Annotated in this window: 25 protein-coding genes and 1 pseudogene; 6 read left to right on the forward strand and 20 right to left on the reverse strand. The window is 47.2% G+C overall.

Going from position 1 to position 22,333, the window contains the following annotated elements:
- Positions 1-195 precede the first annotated feature (195 nt).
- From LBPC_RS12465 to LBPC_RS12520, 12 genes are all read right to left on the reverse strand, one after another.
- Positions 196-1,059 (reverse strand): pilin N-terminal domain-containing protein, encoded by an 864-nt coding sequence (locus LBPC_RS12465; RefSeq protein WP_003663035.1) that lies wholly within the window; start codon positions 1,057-1,059, stop codon positions 196-198.
- Entirely contained in the window at positions 1,046-1,882 is an 837-nt protein-coding gene (locus LBPC_RS12470; protein ID WP_003663034.1) for a class C sortase, read from the reverse strand. The genes LBPC_RS12465 and LBPC_RS12470 overlap by 14 nt, the downstream gene beginning before the upstream one ends.
- A gap of 3 nt (positions 1,883-1,885) precedes the next feature.
- Positions 1,886-3,937 (reverse strand): SpaA isopeptide-forming pilin-related protein, encoded by a 2,052-nt coding sequence (locus LBPC_RS12475; protein ID WP_003663033.1) that lies wholly within the window; start codon positions 3,935-3,937, stop codon positions 1,886-1,888.
- Positions 3,938-5,905: a thioester domain-containing protein gene (locus tag LBPC_RS12480; protein WP_003663032.1), complete on the reverse strand. Its 1,968-nt coding sequence runs from the start codon at positions 5,903-5,905 to the stop codon at positions 3,938-3,940. It abuts the gene before it with no gap.
- 86 nt (positions 5,906-5,991) lie between these two features.
- Entirely contained in the window at positions 5,992-6,654 is a 663-nt protein-coding gene (locus LBPC_RS12485; RefSeq protein WP_158000688.1) for a sortase, read from the reverse strand.
- 133 nt (positions 6,655-6,787) lie between these two features.
- The gene (locus LBPC_RS12490) at positions 6,788-7,567 is read right to left on the reverse strand and encodes a hypothetical protein (RefSeq protein WP_032781267.1); all 780 of its coding nucleotides are present in this window, start codon (positions 7,565-7,567) and stop codon (positions 6,788-6,790) included.
- A 507-nt stretch (positions 7,568-8,074) separates the two neighbouring features.
- Positions 8,075-8,413, reverse strand: coding sequence for a hypothetical protein (locus tag LBPC_RS12495; RefSeq protein WP_003663029.1), 339 nt, complete (start codon positions 8,411-8,413; stop codon positions 8,075-8,077).
- Positions 8,414-8,415: 2 nt separating this feature from the next.
- Positions 8,416-8,646, reverse strand: a complete 231-nt coding sequence (locus LBPC_RS12500; protein ID WP_003663028.1) for a hypothetical protein — start codon at positions 8,644-8,646, stop codon at positions 8,416-8,418.
- Between the two features lie 762 nt (positions 8,647-9,408).
- Positions 9,409-9,576: a hypothetical protein gene (locus tag LBPC_RS17080; RefSeq protein ID WP_167595909.1), complete on the reverse strand. Its 168-nt coding sequence runs from the start codon at positions 9,574-9,576 to the stop codon at positions 9,409-9,411.
- A gap of 10 nt (positions 9,577-9,586) precedes the next feature.
- Positions 9,587-9,889 (reverse strand): hypothetical protein, encoded by a 303-nt coding sequence (locus LBPC_RS12510; RefSeq protein WP_003663027.1) that lies wholly within the window; start codon positions 9,887-9,889, stop codon positions 9,587-9,589.
- A 123-nt stretch (positions 9,890-10,012) separates the two neighbouring features.
- Positions 10,013-10,237 (reverse strand): helix-turn-helix domain-containing protein, encoded by a 225-nt coding sequence (locus LBPC_RS12515; RefSeq protein ID WP_003663026.1) that lies wholly within the window; start codon positions 10,235-10,237, stop codon positions 10,013-10,015.
- The gene (locus LBPC_RS12520; RefSeq protein WP_003663025.1) at positions 10,237-10,662 is read right to left on the reverse strand and encodes a sigma-70 family RNA polymerase sigma factor; all 426 of its coding nucleotides are present in this window, start codon (positions 10,660-10,662) and stop codon (positions 10,237-10,239) included. Before LBPC_RS12520 ends, LBPC_RS12515 begins: the two co-directional genes overlap by 1 nt.
- A gap of 254 nt (positions 10,663-10,916) precedes the next feature.
- Between LBPC_RS12520 and LBPC_RS12525 the strand changes: the two genes are divergently transcribed.
- Both LBPC_RS12525 and LBPC_RS12530 read left to right on the forward strand, forming a co-directional pair.
- On the forward strand, positions 10,917-11,222 hold the full coding sequence (locus LBPC_RS12525; protein WP_003663023.1) for a MerR family transcriptional regulator: 306 nt from the start codon (positions 10,917-10,919) through the stop codon (positions 11,220-11,222).
- A 128-nt stretch (positions 11,223-11,350) separates the two neighbouring features.
- The gene (locus LBPC_RS12530; RefSeq protein ID WP_003663021.1) at positions 11,351-12,619 is read left to right on the forward strand and encodes a site-specific integrase; all 1,269 of its coding nucleotides are present in this window, start codon (positions 11,351-11,353) and stop codon (positions 12,617-12,619) included.
- A gap of 193 nt (positions 12,620-12,812) precedes the next feature.
- On the opposite strand, the gene rpsI is transcribed toward LBPC_RS12530, so the two are convergent.
- The 3 genes from rpsI to LBPC_RS12545 form a co-directional block, all read right to left on the reverse strand.
- Positions 12,813-13,205 carry a 30S ribosomal protein S9 gene (gene rpsI, locus LBPC_RS12535; RefSeq protein ID WP_003567483.1) on the reverse strand — a complete coding sequence of 131 codons (393 nt, stop codon included), beginning with the start codon at positions 13,203-13,205 and terminating at the stop codon, positions 12,813-12,815.
- A 13-nt stretch (positions 13,206-13,218) separates the two neighbouring features.
- Positions 13,219-13,665 (reverse strand): 50S ribosomal protein L13, encoded by a 447-nt coding sequence (gene rplM, locus LBPC_RS12540; RefSeq protein ID WP_003567485.1) that lies wholly within the window; start codon positions 13,663-13,665, stop codon positions 13,219-13,221.
- A gap of 243 nt (positions 13,666-13,908) precedes the next feature.
- Positions 13,909-14,520, reverse strand: coding sequence for a TetR/AcrR family transcriptional regulator (locus LBPC_RS12545; protein WP_003663019.1), 612 nt, complete (start codon positions 14,518-14,520; stop codon positions 13,909-13,911).
- 80 nt (positions 14,521-14,600) lie between these two features.
- On the opposite strand from LBPC_RS12545, the gene LBPC_RS12550 reads away from it, so the two are divergent.
- The 4 genes from LBPC_RS12550 (at position 14,601) to LBPC_RS12565 (ending at position 17,806) form a co-directional block, all read left to right on the forward strand.
- A complete protein-coding gene (locus LBPC_RS12550) occupies positions 14,601-15,659 on the forward strand; it encodes an FtsX-like permease family protein (RefSeq protein WP_003663018.1) in 1,059 nt (352 codons plus the stop codon).
- 1 nt (position 15,660) lies between these two features.
- Entirely contained in the window at positions 15,661-16,371 is a 711-nt protein-coding gene (locus tag LBPC_RS12555; protein ID WP_016377405.1) for an ABC transporter ATP-binding protein, read from the forward strand.
- Between the two features lie 172 nt (positions 16,372-16,543).
- Entirely contained in the window at positions 16,544-16,765 is a 222-nt protein-coding gene (locus LBPC_RS12560) for a P8 family protein (RefSeq protein WP_003567496.1), read from the forward strand.
- A 279-nt stretch (positions 16,766-17,044) separates the two neighbouring features.
- Positions 17,045-17,806: a MerR family transcriptional regulator gene (locus LBPC_RS12565; protein ID WP_003663015.1), complete on the forward strand. Its 762-nt coding sequence runs from the start codon at positions 17,045-17,047 to the stop codon at positions 17,804-17,806.
- A gap of 94 nt (positions 17,807-17,900) precedes the next feature.
- On the opposite strand, the gene truA is transcribed toward LBPC_RS12565, so the two are convergent.
- The 5 genes and pseudogenes from truA to LBPC_RS12590 all read right to left on the reverse strand — a co-directional run bounded on the left by truA (position 17,901) and on the right by LBPC_RS12590 (position 21,938).
- Positions 17,901-18,644 (reverse strand): tRNA pseudouridine(38-40) synthase TruA, encoded by a 744-nt coding sequence (gene truA / locus LBPC_RS12570; RefSeq protein ID WP_003567500.1) that lies wholly within the window; start codon positions 18,642-18,644, stop codon positions 17,901-17,903.
- A gap of 13 nt (positions 18,645-18,657) precedes the next feature.
- Positions 18,658-19,452: an energy-coupling factor transporter transmembrane component T family protein gene (locus LBPC_RS12575; RefSeq protein WP_003567501.1), complete on the reverse strand. Its 795-nt coding sequence runs from the start codon at positions 19,450-19,452 to the stop codon at positions 18,658-18,660.
- Positions 19,445-20,311, reverse strand: coding sequence for an energy-coupling factor ABC transporter ATP-binding protein (locus LBPC_RS12580; RefSeq protein WP_032781264.1), 867 nt, complete (start codon positions 20,309-20,311; stop codon positions 19,445-19,447). The genes LBPC_RS12575 and LBPC_RS12580 overlap by 8 nt, the downstream gene beginning before the upstream one ends.
- Positions 20,287-21,123, reverse strand: coding sequence for an energy-coupling factor ABC transporter ATP-binding protein (locus LBPC_RS12585; RefSeq protein WP_016383468.1), 837 nt, complete (start codon positions 21,121-21,123; stop codon positions 20,287-20,289). The genes LBPC_RS12580 and LBPC_RS12585 overlap by 25 nt, the downstream gene beginning before the upstream one ends.
- Positions 21,124-21,266: 143 nt before the next feature.
- Positions 21,267-21,938, reverse strand: a pseudogene (locus LBPC_RS12590) (hypothetical protein).
- Positions 21,939-22,333: the final 395 nt, after the last annotated feature.

Consider the following 22,333-nt stretch of genomic DNA (forward strand, 5'->3'; position numbering starts at 1 on the left):
ATTAATTGACGTGCCACTGATTGTTCATCGGCGACTCGTCTTCCATTTTTTGACCTCTTGGCCAACGTTGTCCGAAGGAGTCAAACCCCCGCATCAGTTACCCGATGGTCTCGACGGCAACAAAAAAGAGAAAGTCCAAAATTGCGGCTTTCTCTTCACTGAATCAGGCTAAGCGAAAAGCTCAGCAACTAATCCTTATTCAGCTTTACGTTTCTTGACCACAACTCCGGCGCCAATAGCGCCTAACGCTGCTAGGCTCATGCCTGCCGCAGTCGTCCCTTCGTTCAACGTGTGGCCAGTTTGTTGTAACTTAGTAGTCGTCACCGGCTTGGGCGTAACTCCGGACTTAGGCTCGATCACTTGTTTTGTTGGGAAATTCCCATCATCGTCAGCCACTGGCAAGATTAAGGTAAAGCTAGCAGCTTGATCAACACGACTCGGCGCAGACGTATTAACGAACGTGTACGCCTTGTAGCTGTGAGCCGGAACGGTAACTTGAACGTCCAAGACCCCAGGCTCACCATTAACAGTTTTCGTTACACCACTAGTTACAATTTGATAGCCATCAGCTTTCCCAGCTTCGGCACTTAACGTCAACTGGATCTGAGCCATGGCATCTGTATCTATTGTATCTGCCTTTTGAGCCTTCACCAGTTCATCAAACCGAGGCGTCACATCATAAACTTTCCACGTCGATCCGTTAACGCCCGCGTTAAGCGTGCTGGCAAGGCCTTTGTCTGCCGCGCCTTCGATTGGGGTTACTTGATGGATCTCGATCACTTGTTTCACGGCTTGTTCTGCCTTAGCCGGTGTCAATGGCACTTTGGTCGTCGTCACCGCTTCAGCTTTAGAACTATCTGCGTTTGATTCAGAATCTTGAGTGATCACATTTGCTTCATCGCTGCCCGTTTCAGAAGCATCGCTGTTTACAACGCTTGAGCTACTAGCCGCTGCGACACCAGTATCAGTCGATGCAAACACGGTCGCACTCGAACCCATACTCAGTGCGACACCACAAATCAATAGCGCCGAGACGACGCTTTGCTTACTTAGTTGCATTGTTTCCCTTCTTTCTCCATTTCGTGATGATGAACGCTACCAACGGAATCACCAATAAGATAATCCCCACGATCAACTCAAGGCGATAATTCATCAAGTAAGCCCAAAATGAGACCTGCTTTTGCTGACCATCATAAGGGACTCGCTTGGCCGTGACGTGCAGCCGTTGCTTGTTTTGAAGTAACGGATAACAGGTGATCAACGTCAATAAGTCTTGCCCAGGCTTTGGCGTCAAATCTTTGACATAAGTCGGCGCGTACACACCATCACCTTGCTTGACGCGATTGATGACTTGATACTCCAGCATTTTCTTACCAGCTTTGAGATAAATCTTGTCCCCATTTCTCAGATCAGAGATCCAAGTGAACAGGGGCTTGGCCTTACCCGAATGGCCATCAATAACCGCATGCGTTCCGGCGCCGCCACCTAAAGGCGATGAAGCCGGCAACCAGCCTGCCCCAATCTCCAATGCCGCATCAGAAGATTTGGAAAAAATCGGCAAACGCAGGGCAATTTTAGGAATCATGACCGCACCAATGGTCTTCAATCCCTGATCCTGCAGGTTGATGGCACTGGTCGTCCCGCGAGTTTGCTTTTGTGCTTGTCGCTCGATCACCGCGCCTTGATGGTCTAAGCTATTGATATCAATTTGTTGTTGACGATAAATTTCAAACTGCATGTATCCGTAGTACCCAACTGCGCTCACCACGACGGCTAGACAAGCCACAAACAAGATCAGCGCGCCACGACGCCGTCTGCGATTGTGGTTCGGATGTGACTTCGCCGTCGTTTCCAATATTGTCTTTGGTTGTCTATTTGGCATATGCTAGGCCACCTTGCGCTTCTTCACCTCGTAAACACTAATCGCTACAACACCCGCGATAACGACAATGCTAATGGCAACCATGGCCTTGAATTCATTTGACCCCGTATTAGGCAAGGTCGGCTTGGCATCATCGCTGGCAACATAGACCGTATTTGTGTAGGTGTTCGGGCCAACGACGAATTTCTGGCTATGATTATTGAGCTCATAACCAGTTGGCGCCTTTACTTCTTGGAGCACGTAATTACCGGCAATCAAGCCCTTGATGGCAAAGTTCCCATCTTTGTCAGAAGTCAAAATCCCTGCTGTGACATCCGTGGCCTTATCGACCCATTGGGCTTCTGCAATCGCATCATCGTCAGCACCGTCTTTAAAGCCATTGAAGAACTTACCATCCGCATTTTGGACAACAAACTGTGCGCCTTCAAGCGGCATGCGTGCGATCCCAGTTCCGAAGAGGCCCGAAGACTGCTTCGTGAACCGCGCGCCATACGTGTAGACTGGAACCTTGTGCTTGATGTGACGGGTATGCTGCTTTCCGACATTGAGTGGGTGATTCTGATAGCCAAGATCGAAGGTGTTGTACAAAGCAGAGTCGATCACCGCGTCGTTGTTGATTACTTCCGAGTAGGTGAGATTGATATCGCCACCTTGATACTTAGCCACAGTATTGGAGACCTTACCGTGATTGACAATGAATTGGATCTTGTAGCCTCGACCATCGGCAAGGTCAGTCAGGGTATAATCGGTGCCTTCTTTTAAGGTCACGTCGCCATCATCGACTTTGCCGTTGCTATTAATATCAATAGTCGCCTTGAAGTTCGCTTCCGCACGATTCCAGGTCAACCCTGCATCGGCGGTATCAGTGCCTTCAAAGACTCCATAAGGCTCGGTGATATAGGATTGACCAGCAATCTCGCTACCAGTGCCGCCATTAATATCATTGGGAATATGGATCGCGGTCTTGAAGTCCGCTAGCGTCCCTTCGGTAAAGGAATTGTGGTCATCCTCCAATGTTTTTTGCATGTCTGGGGCATGGTAGTTCATCACGTCTGCGTGTAGCGTACTTGGATCCACGCCGTCCTCACTGATACTAAAAGTCAGCTTGTTGGCACTGTCGTTGCGCACGTCTGCGCCTAACAAATAGGTTGCGTCGCTATCACTATCAATATCCGCAACGTCTGACGACGATTCTTCCACGAAGTAGTAGTCGCCTCGAACCAAACCACTGACGGTCAGCGAACCATTGGCATCTGTCTTAACGACTGTGCCGGTCGCTTTGCCAGAACCCGGCTTCCCCGTGTACAACTGGAATGGGATCCCCGGCAAGTAACTGGTCTTGCCGTCCCCGGAAGGACTATCACCATGCTTGGTCAACGTAAACTTCAATTGTTGCACGATGTTCTTAGGAAACCCATTGGATTCGGTTTGCCATGCTGTCCCCGCCGTATTCGTTAGCGGCAAGGCCACGATGATTGGCTGTGAGATTTGAGTGACGAGGCCTTTGGGGTGAGTGGTTTCAATGATTGCCCACACATGATGCTCACTGTTGGCATCACTCGCAGCAAGATTCTTAAAAGTCGTCGTAGAGCCACTTGTGATGAACTGTTCAGCGGTCTTCGTCTGAGCATTCTTAATGTAATAATTTCCGGTTGGATCCTTAGCAATGTCATCGCCAATCGTCTTTAGTCCCGCATTGGTCATGTCGCCGGATTCAATCGTGTTGGTGATATCGTAAGCCGTGTAGCCAACCTTCCCGTATTTAGCTGGATCAAAGTCGGTCGTATCGTTATTCCATGACTGAGCGTTGCCGTCGTCAACCACTGAGGCTTGTGTCTTCCCAAGCAGCGTCATACCCTTATGAACGGTGTAGTTAACGGTAGTCGGTGCCAAGCGAGCGAAATCACTGTTTGCATCGAGTTGCACTTCCGCAGCATGTACCGTTAAGCTGTTCGTGGCATTGATCACAAAAGTACTCCCAGCTCCCAAGGCCAAAGCCATACCACAAACCGTAAAGGCTAAACGTAGATGCTTTACTTTCTTCACTTGATTCATTTAGTTGTTCCCCTTTTTCTTGTTGATCACGAGTGAGACCCCAACAGTAGAAGCACCAAGCATTGCAATGATCAAAACGACTGCTAGTTTTCCAGCATCTTGTGAACCTGTGTTCGGCAGCTTGATTTTGGATTGATTGACAACTGCATAGGTGTTATTCACGCCAGTGTCGCCCGCTGAGATTGCGCTCCCCTTAGTCAGCAGTTGATGATCCTTGTCAGTCGAGATTTCATCGAAGTAGTAAGTTCGATCAGTCTTGGAAGCAGGCTTCACAATGTTAGACCAAGTCGCGATCCCCTTGGCATTCGTCGTCGCCACGTAATCTTGTAAGCTATCCGAATAGCCTGCTTGATTAGGAAAAACGACGGTCTTTCCATCCGCAGCCAACTTCAAAAACTTCCCTGCCATCAAGTCAGCCCTGGTGTCTGAAATCTTGAATTTGATCCCAGCAAGATCTTTTCCCGTTTCATCAGTCTTATGAATCGAGATCTGATCTGGGATCACCTCATCCTTAACCGTGAGTGCATTGGTATTGGCATAGCCGTCTTCTTTGGTCCGAGTGAATGTTCCAGAAACGACAGCACTATTGAGCTGATAACCCTTTGGTGCAGTCGTCTCAACTAAGGTATACGCATCACCAACCGCAAAGTTGGCACTGGATACTGCGATACCGTTACTGTCAGTCGTCAATGTTTCAGAGATTCCCGTTGTGGTATCCGTCAATTTGAAGACTGCCCCAGCAAACGTATTACCGTTCTCCGGCTTGGTACCGGTGAGACTGTCTTGCTTGTTGACTTTGATGCGAGCATGGTAAATATAGTTGTCCTTAATGGTTACGGCAGTCTGCACCGATGCAGCGCTGTAAGTCGTATCGCCACTAGCATGCGTGAATGTTCCGGTTACTGGCGTGGTATTCAACTTGTAGCCAGCTGGTGCTTTGGTTTCAACGATGCTATAGCCGTCACCAATCGCATGCTTGCCACTCACCGCAGTCCCCGACGCATCTGTGGTCAAGGTTTCTGTGGCACCAGTTTTGGTATCTGTCAGTTTGAACGTGGCACCGGCAAAGGTTGCGCCGTTTTGTGCTGTGCCTGTTTCAGCATCTTGTTTTGTCAACTTAACGGTCCCGTAATGGATCACGTTCACATTGACCGTGAACTTCTTAAACGTTGGATCAATCTTTGGCAGGATCACCGATTGAAAACCAGGACGTGAATACAGCAAAGCAGCCCCTTCATATGTGGCTGCAATGTTATCAGCGAACTTGATGGCACCGCCAGACACCACCGCATTATTGGCAGCGGTGATATTAAGCGTATTTCCAGAGATAGACGCTTTGAGTCCTGCGGGTGTGGCCGTTGCCGTTGAAGCGTATGTGCCCAACGTACCATTGGTGTCGTTCAATGCCTTGGTAGTCCCAGCATCAATATTGACCGTCGTGTTATTAAACGATGGTGCTTTGTCGTATGCCGCAACCTTAGCATTCACGTTCGCCTTCCAAGCGTTGTACTGTGAGGTCAGTGGAGAGCTAACGTAAGTGTCGCCCAGATACTGCCAAATTGCCCACTGCGTAAACATTTCGTTGGTATACGTATGCGCTTGCGCATAGTATCCGTAATATGCGATCTCTGAAATATGCTTATGCTGCGCATCAGTTACTGTCGTGGCCGCAAAGCCTGTGTTCAGGTTGTTGTTTAAAGGCGCGCCGAGTTGGACACAAAATAATACCGTGCCATTCGCCGACCCATCACGCTTACGCCACCAACCGTCCTCAGTAATAGATGTCCCACTAGCAGTCTTCCATTTAGACGATGTCGCCAGATCCGCAGCTCCTGAATTGATCCAAACTGAGGCAGCGTGTGTGGTGTGCACGTTGGAGAACCCAAGGGTCGCAACAAAAGCAATCAAACCCATAAAAATAAGCGCCAACGTTTTTAGACGTGGGCGCTTGCACAAAACATTGTGCATAAAAATTCCTCCTCGTGAGTTGTCGATTTCGAGAGTCAGCAACCCTGGGGTTCAGCTCGAATCCTTCGCATTCATTTCCTCCTAACTTACTTGACTGTCAACTGTGTCTGAACGTGATCACGAACCCCAGACTTGGTTAACTGAACTTTGATCAACTGTGCTTGGACGACATAACGAATCGTCGGATGTTTATCTTTCGTATAGGGGCAGGTATATAGGTGTAATTGCCTTGGTTCTCCAACCTCTCCTTGAGCGGTCACCGTTGTGTCAGTTGCTTTCACGGTATACGCTTTATCCGCTCGATAGGTGTACTTTGCCTCATGTGTGTAGAGATACACCAAACCGCCAGCACCCTTGTCGCCTTTGTAGTCACTGGGACGGTATGGTGCACCATCATGAACAACATAGCCAGATGATGTCCTGAGCTTGAAGAGATTACTGAACCAGACTCCGGAGACGTAGCTGGAATGGCCGGCAATAATGAAATTGTTGTTTACATTGCCACTACCATAGACCCCATAGTTCAGGCCACTCGGTGTTGCATAGACCGGCTGGTAGATACCGACTGAAGGCACACTGACGACATTTTCAGGTAACCTGTGACCCTTTGAATTCGATGTATGCATCGTTTTCTTAAACGTTTTGGCGGTAGTCTCCGCTTGATGCGAATCGATTATCTCTTGTACGGTTGATCCTGCGGCCAACCAAAGGCCAGCCACAACGCCAGCCACACATATGACTAGAGTCAACCATACTTTCCGGCGATGTTGCTTCATCTTGCTATGTTGAGCGATAACTTTCACCTCCAAGACAAAAAAGGACGACCAGAAGAATTCCCAGTCGCCAACAGTCGTGCAATCTGTACACTAAATAAGTTTCTTATTAATCACCGAGCGTGGTGGGTTCCCATGACCATTCCATTGAACCGTCGCTCATATACACGGAGAAGACGTGTCCCGCGTCATACGTGTCACTCGCCATTACCGCCGCAACCTCTGCGGATCGTGCCGCTTCAAACGTCTTAAACAGGCCACCAGAGCCAACCCGCTCCGTAGCGTGGACGGCCGTCGGTGGGGTTACGGGCTTAGTGTTTGTCGTCGTCGGCGATGAACTAGTCGTTGGTTTCGTAACCGGCGCGGTGGTGTAACTCGCACTCGAAGCAACAGGCCCGGACTTCGCCGGTGAACTTATGACCTGCTTCTGTGCTGACGTTGTCGTCTGGCCATACGAATTAGCCCTGCCTGCTGTGCTTGCAGAAGCACTCGACTTGGTCGCCCTAGCAGTTTCTGTGTTAGAAGACCCTTTAGCACTGGAAGAACGCTTGGTTGTAGTCGCCTTTCCAGTAGCGCTACTAGTCCTAGACTTACTCGAAGCGTTTGACCCACTGCCAATCACCCATCCATGTTTGACATCAGTCTTAGATTTTGCCTGCTTGCCGTTCTCAGTACTCGTCTTAGATTCATCTGATCCATGAACGTGCTTCTTGTTTGAACTAGCCTTATCTTTGTCAGTTGTACGAGAGCTTGCCCTTTGACTCTTTGAGAGTGCTGTCACTTGAGTCTGAGTTTGACTGGATTTAGCCCCTTTTGATCCACAACCGGCAAGTGACAATATCGAAACACTTGTGAACACTATGGTGAATGTAGCCGCAATTTTCTTCATTGTCATCCTCTCCGTCCACTTCTCGCTCCCGCTTTAACAATTAAAGAATACGCCACGCCCACCAGCTTGTCACGAACGTGCAATCCCTTGTGCAACAATGAATTAGCTGACTTGTGGATAACTTTTTCACCTTTACCACCCTAAGTTTCAGTGATAAACGTCGCCAAAAGGAGTCGAACCTCTCCTTGCTGAGAACCTCAGCGTCACCGGAAGCAACATGACTGACCTTGATTTGCGGTCAAGATCAGCGACAACAACAGGGGAACTGAAATTGCCAAGACAGAACTAAGGCAAGCTCTGACAGAGAACAAAACTACCAGCATCACTGCTGGTATGCTGCCGAAGGGAATCGAACCCTTCCACGCACCATGGACAACACGTCACCGCCATAGTTAGGACGATAACAATCCTGAGGAGTGAGACTCTGCGCGATCGTTTTCCGCCGATCAATCTGGAGTCTGTTTCATTGCGCATGAAAAAATCCGCTCCACCAAGTTGTTTAGACGATTACAATTTGGCTAAGTGCCATGCGACAATCCCCGATGCAAGAATACATGCTTGCTTAGCAGTCTCGTCACCTAGCGGTGCAAGCATCCGTTGACGCGTATCTCGTCGATCATCTCGCAGCAAGTAAATCAAGTCATGGTTTACATCTTCAAGCGAGACTTCCTCTTGATTCTTTTGCAGAGTAGCGAGCACTGCGGTGTAAGCCTGGTGTGCTGCATTCAGCCAATATGGATCACTAAAATTCCGCGTCTTATCTGCGGAAAGTGAGCCAATCATCGCTTGAGCTAACGCGTCGAACTCAAAGGCACTATCTACTGTTGTTAAATTTTCATCCTGCATCTTTACTGATTCTCCTTGTCTATCCTCTCTGCCTTGGTTGACGAGTCCAACAGGATCGTAATTGTCGCCAATACTACGGTTCCCACAAAGAGGATCCCAACGACCAGCATTCCCAGCAGCCATGACGTGTGCCCAAAAACAAACAATACAATATTCTCGAAAAACAGTGCATCATCAAGAATTACACCAAACACAGTCCATCTTGTCATTCGCTGAATCATTGCTTCACGCATGTTTTCGCCTCCGGCCAGCTACATGAGTTACAAAACCACGCTGGATCAACATCGCTTCACACTCGATCAAGCGGCGCACCATTTCTGATGAACTCTCACCGGTCGAATGACAAATCATTTGGATCTCGTTGGCAGTCGTTGGCGTTAGCGTAAACTGACGCCGAAATTTGTCCTTACTAACGACCATTATGTCCCTCCATCAGCTAATCATGCAATCGCTTCACGACATCCAATCAAGGTGACGTCACTCAGCCTTGTTATTCACCATTGGTGACGTCACCTTACTCCAATATGTGGTAGCAAGGAATCGAACCCTGCTCTCCCAATCTTCTCGGCGGTCCTACGACCACACCATTATTTTCCAACGCACACGTCCTGTTCACCTCTATCACAGGAAGGTAGACGGCATCAGGTTAGCCGACGACCTGGGGCAGTTCCATCACGTCTTGCACCAACACGCTTCAACGTGTTAGCCAACTAAGGCAATAGTTCCCCGAGCAATGTGCCATACTGCTTCCCGTTTGGGCTTCTAGCACTGCCTATGCGTTGGTTTATTCCTTTGGCAGCAACCGCAACGGTATGGCGCGTGGCGGGCTAGGTTCTTGTGCTATTCAGATTTCAAAGAACATGGCTGTACACGACGATTTGTCGTGCACTCACGACTACCACCAACTCCGTAAAGTTGGTGGCACCCGTGACGTGTGTTAATACTCAGGTTTGATACGGTATCACCTTGCGAACTTCAGCCTATGTTGGCCGAAATCAACGACTACGATTAGCCGAAAACATCTTAGCCACCGCTTTGCGCATAGCGAGGTAATCGGCGTCATCATCCGGCGCCTTGACTATTGAGCCGTAACGAGCCTCTAACACCCAAAGCTTTGCTTCCCACTCTGGAATTTTTCGATGGGGATTAAGGTTAACTGACATCTTCAGCACCTCACTTAGGGACAAATGCAATACGATCAAGGCGATCATCTGACTTGCGTCGTCTTGCAATGATCCGCCGATTTCCATCAAGAACGATCCTTGCTTTGCGATATATTTCACTCAGTGACAGGATCACCACTTTGTTTGCTTCAGGGAATGCCTGTAACGTGAAATAACCGTTATCGTTGTTGATCCACTCTCGACCTAGACTATCTTCAACAAATATTCCTTGCTGCATCATGTCCGTCATCGAGAATCGGGATACTCGACGCTCATGAAATTTTCGCCGATCAAAACGCCGGCTGTCACTCATCGCTACCTCCTCTCTACACAATATCTACTCGCCCGGCACCGGACCAGCTGGCGTTTAATACGGGGGAAGAGTTCACGCCACTATCGTAGATATATATGTATTGGCAGTTTGCATATTTAACGGCTAATGACCTCCACCGTTTAAATAAAGGTCCAAATCAAACGCTTGAATCATTATGAAAACCAATAAGTACAAGCTTTGGGATTCGTCTTCATCAATATGAGCTCGCCCATACCGGGCATTGTACTCAATCAACGGCTTAAAATCCTTCATCAGCTTTTTCATTGCTATTGGATCACCTGACTGAGCCTTCCGAATGGTAGGAACAAGATTACGTGCTTGCTTCATTAGTTACCCCCATTAGCATCGTCTTGATAAACTTTCAGCAGTTTTTGATATAACCGGTGCCGCAGTTTACTAATTGCCGACCGACTACGGCCTAATAAGCTTCCAATTTCGGCATCCGTCATGGTCTCAACAGTCTTACAATAAATAACGAATTTTTCCTCGTCATTTAATCGTGCGATAGCATCTGATAACCGATCGTTCACAATATAATCTTCGAGATGCGGAATCTGATTGATTGGAATCGTCTCAAGCAGCCGTGCTGGTTGACGAAGTTGTAATCGATCCATCAATTGGAGTTCCATCGGGTAAATCGGTATCGCTTTGGCTTGCATATTTCGCTTACGGTAGGAATCGATTCGAGCGTGGCGCACACCGCTCGTAATAAACTGAACGAATATCCTTGAAACCTCTAGTTCGGTTCTCATATCTTGCCTCCTGTAATTGTGCTTTCCCCCTTCACCAATTACAGTCGAAAAAAAACATGAATATGGGACATCGAATTCAAAAATATTTATTATTTGCTACCTCATACCGAATAACACGGTCTCATCAGCCACGAAAAAAAAGCCCTACTGAAAAAAATCAGCAGGGCTGTCCCATTTTCACCAAAAATTTCGACTGTACCTATGAGAGGGTCTACAAGCGCAGAAATAGACCGTATACCAGGAGGTACTAATTCATGGAAGTATCAAATCAAAACATACTATCAGTGGTATTAGCGGATGAGCAGCTCACTAAGCTTCGCGAAGAAATCTACCAAATGATTCTAATGGAGACCAAGCGGGTGCGCGCTGACATGCTGGTAAATGTTCGCTACCTTTCAAAAAAAGAAGCTTGCGAATATTTAGGGATTGCATTCAACACGCTAACTATTTGGATCGAGCTCGGACTACCGCAGATTGTCATAGGTGGAACTATCCGTCTAGATCGAGTCGAAATTGACAAGTGGATGCACAAGATGTCAGAGCATCTCAACAAATCCTAAGAACTTATGCACAACTTATCCACAGGCAAAAATCGACAACTATGCAACTTCAATCGGTAGATGGTATGATGACCTCGTAGTTTTCTTACGTTCTACCGTCGTACAACTGACTGTAGGAGGTAAATGATATGACTATTCACGAAACAAAGGCTGGTAACTACCGCGTTGAAGTGTTTTTCCCAAAAAACGTACGCGAAATTCTCGCGAACGGAGAATCACGCTTTCGCAAGACCGTTCCAACCAAGGCAGAGGCGCAACGCCTAGAAAGGGAGATACAAACAAAAATTGAAACCGTGACACAAACCGGAACTGATCGCGTTATGTCACTCAAAGGAGAGATCTCATTCAAGGATTTTTATGAAACACTTTGGCTTCCACTCTATGAAGCTGGTGGTAGCGGGCGTATTCGAACAATTCCAACTAAAGCAACAGTTGACCAAACCAAGAACATTTTCCGGCTTCACTTGCTCCCTCTATTCGGAAAGTACTCACTGACCTATCTCAATGAGCATAACCAGATTGTCATGGAAGAATTGGCAATCTTAGGAGAGCAATACGCTAATATCAGAACCATCAAAAGTTACGTCGGTCAACTTTTTGATGTAGCTGAAGCAGCAGACTTCATCGAAGTTAACCGGATTGCTAAAATTTTGCGTTTTGTCAATTCACCAAAGAAAAAGCGGCTTCATGATAAGCGTGTTGCTGAAGGTGAAGCTCTGACTGCCGATGAATTGATTGCTTGGATTGATGCTGCAAGAACCGACCTCGAATCTGGAAAACTTTCAGAAGAAGAATATCTACTTTTCGTGCTAACATTGAATCTTGGCGATCGTAAAAGCGAATCTTATGGGTTGCGTTGGCGCTATGTTGACCTAGAGAATGGATATATCTATGTCATGAATGCCCTCAACAAGCATAAGGAACTTGGTCCCACAAAAGGACACAAGCAAACCAAAATTCAGTTGCCGGATTTCATCATCGCATTACTAAAAAAATGGAAGGAGCATCAAGCTGATCAATTAGCCTCAGTAGGCATCACGAAGTTAGACGGCGAACAGTTTGTCTTCACCTATACAGACAACCGAGGGCACATGAATCAGCCGCTACATGCCGATTTTTTGAATTACCGTCTAAACTCCATAGGGAAGCGACATCCATCGCTAAAACATGCCTATCCCCATAAATTGCGCCACACATATTCAACTTTGGCATTAGAAGGAGGTGCTACTATGGAAGCAATTTCTGCGGCTCTAACGCATTCCGACGTGGCGACGACTCGCATCTACGTTAACACGCCGGATATCGTCAACCTCACGACCAACAACATGTTTGCTAAACGAATTGCGGAAGCGCGTGCCAAGGCAGAAGCCAAAGAAAAGACATCACATTTGTCATGAACACGCCCAACGCAACGTAAAAACTCACCGACCAATTTGATTAACAATTACGAGCAAAAAAAAATCGGCCCAAAATCGGACCAATTTGTAGGAGAAAAAAAGTGATTGAGCGGAAATCCACCCAACCACTTTTGTAAAAGAAATTCGCAGAAACGCCGTTGCACCGGCATTTCCTGGGCGATAATCAAATGGATTAACGCTTTGAGAATTGACTAGCCTTACGAGCCTTTTTGAGACCGTACTTCTTCCGTTCCTTCATACGAGGGTCACGGGTAAGCATGCCGGCCTTCTTCAATGGGCCGCGGAAGTCTGGATCGACGGTCAACAGGGCACGGGCAATGCCGTGACGAGTGGCGCCGGCCTGACCAGAAAAACCGCCGCCATTGACGTTAACGAGCACGTCATAGCTGCCAGTTGTTTCGGTGATACCGAACGGCTGGGATAAATCAGTGATCAGGTTTTCATATGGAAGGTAGTCGCGAACGTCTTTACCGTTCATCGTGATCTTGCCGGTGCCGGGAACCAAACGGACCCGCGCAACGGAGTTCTTGCGACGACCTGTACCTGCGTATTGTACTTGTGCCACAGTAATTGCCTCCTTAGATTAAGTTTGAAATGTCGAGTACTTCTGGCTTCTGTGCCAAATGCGGGTGTTCCTCCCCAGCATAGACATGAAGCTTCAAGAATTGCTGATGGCCAAGTGTATTCTTGGTCGGGAGCATCTTCTTAACAGAGTATTCAACGAGACGAGCTGGGTTATCCCGCAAGAGATCCCCAGCGATTTCATGTTTCAAACCACCTGGATGCTGGCTGTGGTGATAGTAAATCTTGTCTGAGGCTTTTTTGCCAGTCAACTTCAGTTTGGAAGCATTGATAATGATGACATTGTCACCAGTATCAACGTTTGGGGTGAATTGCGGCTTATTCTTGCCACGCAAGATCGAAGCAACGACAGATGAGAGACGGCCCAGCGGAATATCCGTTGCGTCGACCACATACCACTTACGTTCGATTTCACCTGGCTTAGCCAAAAATGTTGTACGCACGATTTGTTTCCTCCATAATTCTGTGCTTGTTTGAACACGTTAAGTTTCCGGGGCTTATCGTGGGGCAAACAATACCAGCTACTAGAATACCAACGATTGGCGTCTAAGTCAATGTAAAAATCGAAAAACGATCACCGCGAAACTGTCGACTGCTCAGTAAACCAGTAGTGCCGAACCGCCTTATCTAGAGCAGCTTTCTCATGCTATGTTTTTGAAAGGACGCACCATCATCCAGCATACTTATCAGTCTTGCTGGATAGTTCCTTTCTGTTGGACCCCTGTACAAAACATTTGCAACGCGCGATCAAGCGATAATTGGCGTTTGAATGTTATCCGGTTGCCAGTCGGACGCTCATTTGGTTGGAGATAAACTGATAGGACTGTCAAAAAATACAACGTCACTTCCCGAATTTGGTAATCCGGCGCGAGTCGTTGTTTAATAACGGTAAAGAAACTGTCTAAGGGATTCAACAGGCCTTTTTGCCACGCTTGAAACACTTTGAATCGCGCTGCTTCATTTAAGTTGCCAATATCATGGAGCACCAACTGCAAGTTCATATCATTGTCGTCGGTTAACAAATGGCCCAGCCGATTGACGTTGGCGACAAAATGTTGACTATCTGTTTGTTCATGCACGATTTTTGCGGCCATTGCTTCACTTACATGCATGACAACAGCAAGGTACAAGGCCTCTTTAGTCTTGAAATAGTGGTAAAGCAACGGCTGCTGGACATCAGCGGCGTCGGCAATCATCCGTGTTGTGACCGCAGCATAACCGTGCGTCATGAATAAAGTTTGTGCTGTCGTCAAAATGCGTTGCATGGTTGCTTTTTTCTGCTGTTCACGTTGATTCATTTTTTTAAGCTCTTTTCGTTTATCATTTGATAAATGAGTGATATTATAATTGTGCAAAATCAAATGTAGAGGTGATCAAGATGTTTCTTGCCTATAAAGAGATTACGCACAACAAGGCCCGTTACCTTTTAGTGGTGGTGACTTTTGTGCTAATTTCCTACCTAGTTTTCTTTCTGACTGGCCTGGCAACCGGTTTAGCGCGGAACAACCGAACCGCGATTGATGCCTTACCAGGTAACTATGTGCTCATGTCAAAATACGCAAATAAAAATCTGTTAAGCTCGACTGTCACTAAGCAACAAGTCGACCAAGCAGACACTGATCAGGCAGCGCTGCTTGGTCAAGTGTCCGTTGTCGCCGAAAACACCAAGACGAATCAAAAGGTGAACAGTAATATTTTTGGTGTCAATCTTAGTGGCAAGTTGAAGCCACCTGTCACCAGCGGCCGAATGCCCGAGAACAGCAATGAGGTACTGGCTGACGACAGTGTTCTTCATTACGGCCTCCATCAAGGTGACCATATCACGCTCAATGGCAGCGATCAAAAGTATCACATTGTCGGGCTCACCCATGATCGCCTTTTTTACACTGTACCTGTATTCTACACAACTTTAACGACTTTTCGGCAATTAAAATACGGCCAAAGTCGTGTCCAGAACGTTTCGGTTTTGATTAGCCCGCACGCCTTCAAAAAGGTGCCCGCCAAAATGGAGCAAGTCACCCGAGCGACATTGATTAACAACATCCCCGGTTATACCGCCGAAACTTCGACGTTTGCTTTAATGATTGGTGCCATGATTGGCATTATGTTGCTCATTATCGGTATTTTCATGTACATCTTAACAATCCAAAAAATCTCGATGTATGGCGTCATGCGGGCGCAAGGTATCCGAACGCGTGCCATCATCGCCGCATTATTCTGGCAAATCCCAATGATCGCCGTGGTGGGCGTTGCGGTGGGGGCAGGCCTGTTGATGCTGACTGAGCTGATACTTCCCAAAACAATGCCATTTTATGCCAATAGTATCCTCTTTTTCAGCATTGCGACGGCGTTAATCGTCATGTCGCTTATTGGTGGACTATTTTCACTTCGACGCATTTTACGAATTGATCCATTAGCAGCGATTGGAGGCGAATGAGATGGCAATTCTTACTCAGTTGAAACAAGTTAGTAAAACTTACGGTACTGGCCATACCGCGGTCACAGCTCTGTACCCGACCGATTTCACTTTAAAGGCCGGTGAATTTGCGGCCATCATTGGCCCTTCAGGTTCAGGCAAAACAACTTTGCTGACGATTATCGGCAACCTGCAACGCCCAAGCAACGGTCAGATTATCGTCAATCATCAAGACACCACCCATTTGAATGAAGGCCAACGAACCGATTTACGCTTCAATACGTTTGGTTTTATTTTACAAGCTAGCAATTTGATTCCTTTTTTAACCGTCAAAGATCAGCTCACCTTAGTTGATCGGTTCAATCATCATCATAAGCATGAAACAACCATGTCGGCACTTTTTGACATGCTTGGCATTAGCGACTTGGTTACTAATTACCCTGCAGCTTTATCTGGTGGCGAACGGCAACGCGTTGCCATCGCGCGAGCATTGTACAACGATCCGTCGATCATCCTCGCCGACGAGCCAACTGCCAGTCTCGACACTAAGCGCGCCTTGCAGGTCGTTCAGTTGTTAGCAGATATCGCACACCATTCTCAACGCGGCGTTATGATGATTACCCATGATACACGCTTACTTGATGCTGTCGATACCGTTTATGAAATGCGCGACGGCCATTTAAAGACGTTAACTGACGAAGGGATGCGGAAAATAAAGGCAAGTGCCATCTAAAAGGTGATGTCGTAAACGCGCTGACTGTTACCAGCTATCGGCTAGCAACGAAGAAACACCCCAAAAGTTAGCACTCAATTAAAAACAGTGCTAAAAATTTGCACCATCTCCTAGTAAAAGGATTATAATGAACTTGTATCAAAAATGAGTATAAATCATGGAGGTAATCATTATGGCATCAGTAGATCCTGAAAAGACATTGTTTCTCGATGAACCAATGAACAAGGTATTTGACTGGAGCGACAGCGAAGCACCTGTACGTGATGCGCTGTGGGATTATTACATGGAAAAGAACAGCCGCGACACCATTAAGACTGAAGAAGAAATGAAGCCAGTCTTAGATATGTCCGACGACGAAGTCAAAGCTTTGGCCGAAAAGGTCCTCAAGAAGTAACCATCGTCAAACAACTGAATATCATGAACCGCGGATCGCACTATCGGGTCGCGGTTCTTTTTTTGCAAATTTTAGGGAGTCCTCCCCGCCAAATAATTAATTTCTTTTGCGCTTGACCCTGACCTTACGTCACGGCTTATTGTTATAGTTGATTAAGGGAGCGCGCGAACCAACTCGGTTTGAAACCAGCGTATAAGCGACTTCAAGGACATCGGCATCGGCCGGGTCTTGGCCATTGTCCTTGGAAGTGTCTGGTTAAGCGCGCTTAGGAGGCAAGTGATGACCTATTCTACAAAGCAACTAGCCGATTTGGCTGGTGTGACACCACGAACATTGCGCTACTATGACAAGATTGGCTTGCTGAAAGCGCAACGCAATCCTGATAATCAGTATCGCGTTTATACCCAGACTGAGGTCGATCGTCTGCAAACCATCCGCTTCTTACAATTATTTGAGATGCCACTTGCCCAAGTGAAGGTGCTGCTAGACGGTCCTGCTGAAAACTTAACCGTCGCTCTCAAACAACAACGCAAACGCATCACTGCCAAACGCGATCAACTAAGCTTACTGCTCACTACCCTTGATCAAACTTTAGAAAAAGGAGTCGATACAATGACTGATGACGAAAAATTTGCCGCTTTTAAAGATCAATCCATCAAAGCAAACGAACAACAATATGGTGAAGAAATCCGGCAACAATATGGAGATGATATTGTCGAAGCCAGCAACAAAAAGTTCCGCGATATGTCACAGGCGCAGGTTGCGCAACTAACTGCCCTACAACAGGAAATTTTGGATGCCTTAAAGCCGTTAGTTGGCACCACCGATTTCAACACCCCGGAGGCAAAACGCGTCTTCAAATTGCACAAGCAATTTCTACAAATGACCTGGCCTTCTGAACAATATTCACAAAAAGCTCATCGCGGTTTAGCTGCGATGTATGTTTCCGATCCACGTTTTAGCAAGTATTACGAAGACGGCACCCGCAAAGCCGGAGCGGCTGAAACGTTAAATGCGATTGTGCGGCACTATACGCGGTAATTTAATCGAATTTTTCCTAAGAGCAGATTGATGCAATACGCAGCATCAATCTGCTCTTTTTTCATAAAAAAAGCCAACGCCGCAGCGTCAGCCTCTAATAATAAACTTCCTTCAAGTACAGCCCTGATGCTGGTGCGGTGCCGCGTGCTTGTTGACGATCTTTGACTGCAAACAAACGCTGAAAGTCGTGAACATCACGCCGCCCATTACCAATTTCAAGCGCTGTCGCAACGAGAATCCGAACCATGTTGTAAAGAAAGCCATTGCCATAGAATTCAAAAATAATTTCGTTTGTCACTGGATCTTCTCGAACAGTTGCCTCATAAATCGTCCGAACTTTATCGACAATCACGCCGCCACTGGCCGCAAAGCTTGTAAAGTCGTGTGTGCCGACTAGGTCCTTCAATGCCACTTCAATTCGTTGCACATCAAGTTTGTAAGGATAATGACCAGTATATAGGCGGTTAAACGGATTTGTATAGTAACCACGAGCCACTCGGTACAAATACCGTTTGCCTTTAGCGGAATAGCGGGCATGAAAATCGGCATCAACGATTTCAGCTTTAAGAATTTCGATGTCTAATGGCATCAACGAATTCATCGCTTTCAGCATCGACTCAGCCGGAATATTTCCCGGGTAATCAAAACTGATCACCTGACCTAAAGCGTGAACACCAGAATCAGTTCGGCCTGAACCATCGACATGCACTGGCTGCCCCTTCGTCATTTTGGTTAAAGCTTTTTGCAGCACACCTTGGACTGTGCGCTGTTTTGGTTGAACCTGATAGCCAGCAAAGTTGGTGCCATCATAGGCCAGTGTTACCTTGTAATGCGTCATGATGTCCCTTCTATTAAGCACGCAACAACAGCAACAGACCGGTTAAAACAAGCATCCCGCCTGCTGCAACCCAGTCGCGCCGATGATAGCGTAGGATACGGTACTTCGTTCGGTCATCGCCGCCTTGGTAGCCACGCGCTTCCATAGCAGTAGCCAATTCATCGGCAGTCGTAAAGCTTGAGACAAATAGTGGAATTAGCAACGGTACAACAGCCTTCATCTGCTGGAAAATGTTACCTTCACCGAAATCGACACCACGGGCACGCTGCGCATTCATGATTTTGGTCGTTTGATCCATCAGCGTGGGTACGAAACGCAAGGCAATCTGCAAAACCAAAGCCAGCTCGGTTACTGGTACGCGAATGACCCGCAGTGGCTTCAACAGGCTTTCCACCGCATCAGCTAGCGACAGCGGCTGGGTACTCAAGGTGAGCAAAGTGGACATGAAAATGATCAACACAAACCGGACAAAGATAAAGGCTCCGTTTATCAGACCAAATTCAGTAATCCATAACCAGCCCCAATGCCAGTAAACTGTACCACCACGAACGAATAGCACCTGCAGCACAACCGTAAACAAAATCAGCCAAATCAGTGGGCGAACCCCCTTAAGGAAGAAGCCGATTTTGATACCTGATAGCCAAATCATGAACAGTGTCGCTACAAACATCATTAGGTATGTCTGCCAATTATTGGCTAAAAAGACAATCCCAATATAGTAGAAGCTGGCGATAAGTTTGGTTCGCGGATCTAATCGATGAACCCACGAGTCGCCGGGAATATAGCGGCCTAGCAGTAATTTATCCACGCTGGCCACCTCCAATTTGCGGCACCAATTGATCTGCCAACTCGCTTTCAGTTAGCGGTTGCGGATCAAAGTGGAACCCCTTAGCTGCTAATTGTTGCGCCAGTTGCGCCGTCTTTGGCAGCCCTAGCTGATTCGCTTTTAACCAAGCTGGGTCAGCAAAAATCTCTCGCGGTGTTCCGGTTTTGATTAACTTGCCTTCTGCCATGACCCAAACTGTATCCGCATAGTCTGCCACATCATCCATTTGATGTGTCACCAACACGATCGTTTGTCCTTGCTCGCGATGCAACTGTTCAAACATTTGCATCATCTCATGGCGTCCTGAGGGGTCCAGGCCCGCCGTTGGCTCGTCCAGTACTAATACCTCCGGCTGCATCGCCAACACGCCTGCAATCGCAACACGACGCATCTGACCACCAGACAGATCAAACGGCGACTTTTCCAACACATCATGCGGTAAGCCAACCATTTTGACCATTTTATCGGCCAAAGCTAAGGCATCTTTTCCGCTAACCCCAAAATTTTGGGGGCCAAAAGCGATATCCTTAGCGACTGTTTGTTCAAACAACTGATTTTCCGCAAATTGGAAAACCATCCCGACTTTTTGCCGTAGCGGCTTGAGGTTCTTATTGTTAGTTTCATTGGTAATGACCTTGTCGCCAATCGTCACCGTGCCGGAAGTTGGTTTCAACAACGCGTTCAGATGTTGCAGAATGGTTGATTTGCCAGAACCGGTGTGACCGATAATTGCCGTATAGCTGCCGTCTCGAATAACCCCGCTCACATCTTTAATGCCATCACCAGCGAAAGGCGTACCTGCCTGATAGGTAAAGCTCACATGGTCGAATGTAATGTCCACAGGTAGTCTACCAACCTTTCATTGTCCATATAGTCTTTCGGCATCGCAATGCCGCGCTGGGCCAAAGCATCTTTCAGCTTCTCCGAGTATGGGACATCCAATCCCAGTCGTAATAATTCCATCCCATGCGAAAAGATCTCGCTTGGGGTACCAATCTCATTAATTTTGCCATCATTCAAGAGAATAATCCGGTGCGCTTCGGCCGCTTCATCAATATCATGTGTAATTGAAAGAACCGTCAACCCAAGTTCGTCTTTCAATTCCCGAATAACACCCAACACTTCTTGTCGACCAGCTGGGTCCAGCATTGATGTGGATTCATCTAAAATAATAATTTCCGGTCGCTGAGCCACGATGCCAGCGATGGCAACCCGCTGTTTTTGACCGCCAGACAACCGTGCCGGTTCCCGATCGGCAAAAGCCGTCATGCCAACACGATCCAAGGCCTCGTCAACTCGCTTAATCATCTCCGGTCGCGGGACGCCACGATTCTCTAAGCCAAAAACGACATCATCTGCGACTGTCGCACCGACAAACTGATTATCAGGATTCTGAAAAACAATGCCGACTTTGGCGCGAATATCCCAAACGGTTTCTTCACTCAACGTCATGCCTGCTACCTGCACAGTACCGGATTCCGGTGCCAGCAAACCATTTAGATTTTTGGCAAGGGTACTCTTCCCACTGCCGTTGTGCCCGATGATCGCCAGCCACTCACCCTTGGACACATCAAATGAAACATCCGTCAGCGCTTGCTGTTTGGCTTCAGGATAAGTGTAATTCAAATGTTGAACACGAATGACGTTGCCCACGATGCCCCTTCTTCCTACGCTTTGTATACCGGATAATGATACCATATTTTACTTAGCCGATGGGAGTTAGGCTCCCCTTGTCTTGCAGTTTCCAAGCCATGACGACATGGGTGAAAATCATGCATCCATGAAAAACAGGTTTGCTAGAAATTATTTTTAACGATATCGGGATTAGTACTAAGGAATGCAAAAACCGCACTAAATATCAAACTGCCAACCAACAACATCCAAGCCTGTACTCACATCGGAGTCGCATTCAACATCACCATGCCAAATTGACTGTTACCATTCACGATCAATTGATTAGTGTGCATTGTCATCAGCAAAAGCACAAGGAAAATGACTGTTAAATAGCGAGAACCGTTCACAAACAGTCCTGCATATGCGGCGCCGATCCCGACTGGCATAATGACAACAAAACTAAGCATTGCCAGCAGCAGAAAGCCGTCAAGTGAGTGTGGTTTCGTCAACCAAGACAGTGGATACCATTGAGCAAGAAGCAAAATGATGACCCAGAAAGTCGTTAGTGGTATAAGTGTTTTGGGCAACGCAGGGGGTAGTTTTTGCTTGCGATATTGTCGTCCCGTCAGATAACCACTTAACATCGATATGAGCCAAGCATATGACAGCCATTGTACAGTAACGCTGCCGTTAGCAAGGTGATCCACTTCCGGCATCAATAAACCACCTGTGCTGCCATTTGGTGGTGTTAACAAGACCAACAGGAGAACCCAAACAATGGCAATCAGTGACCAAATGCCGATGACATATAATCCAATCTGCCATGGTGCTCTTTGTTTAAGCCAATTGTGCATGTTGTTAACCTCCGTTATTTTGCAGTATACAGGAAAAACCGCCAATTTTGGCGGTTTTCTGCGAGGTTTTTCAGGTTTTCTGTGGTTCATGCTATTGTGGGAATGTTCTATTCTTGGCAATACCATTGAGCTTCTGCGCGTTCTATAACGCGCTCGCAGTCGCAGAAACCTACGTGTAAGGACCTCGAACCTAATGACCAAAGTACAGTCATTAGGTTCGAGGCCACTTACACTCCGGTTTCTACCCGGGCTGGCTCGTGCTTCCACAAAAAAATCATTTAATGATGGAGACAACCGGTTGCCCGGTGCTCTCAAGCTAGACTAAGCAGGAACTGGGCCTGCCATCATCGTAACGCTCCATCGATCAAATGATCAAAGTTGGTTGACCGCGTGGG

This window comes from Lacticaseibacillus paracasei subsp. paracasei (assembly GCF_000829035.1).
GTDB classification, from domain to species: Bacteria; Bacillota; Bacilli; order Lactobacillales; family Lactobacillaceae; genus Lacticaseibacillus; species Lacticaseibacillus paracasei.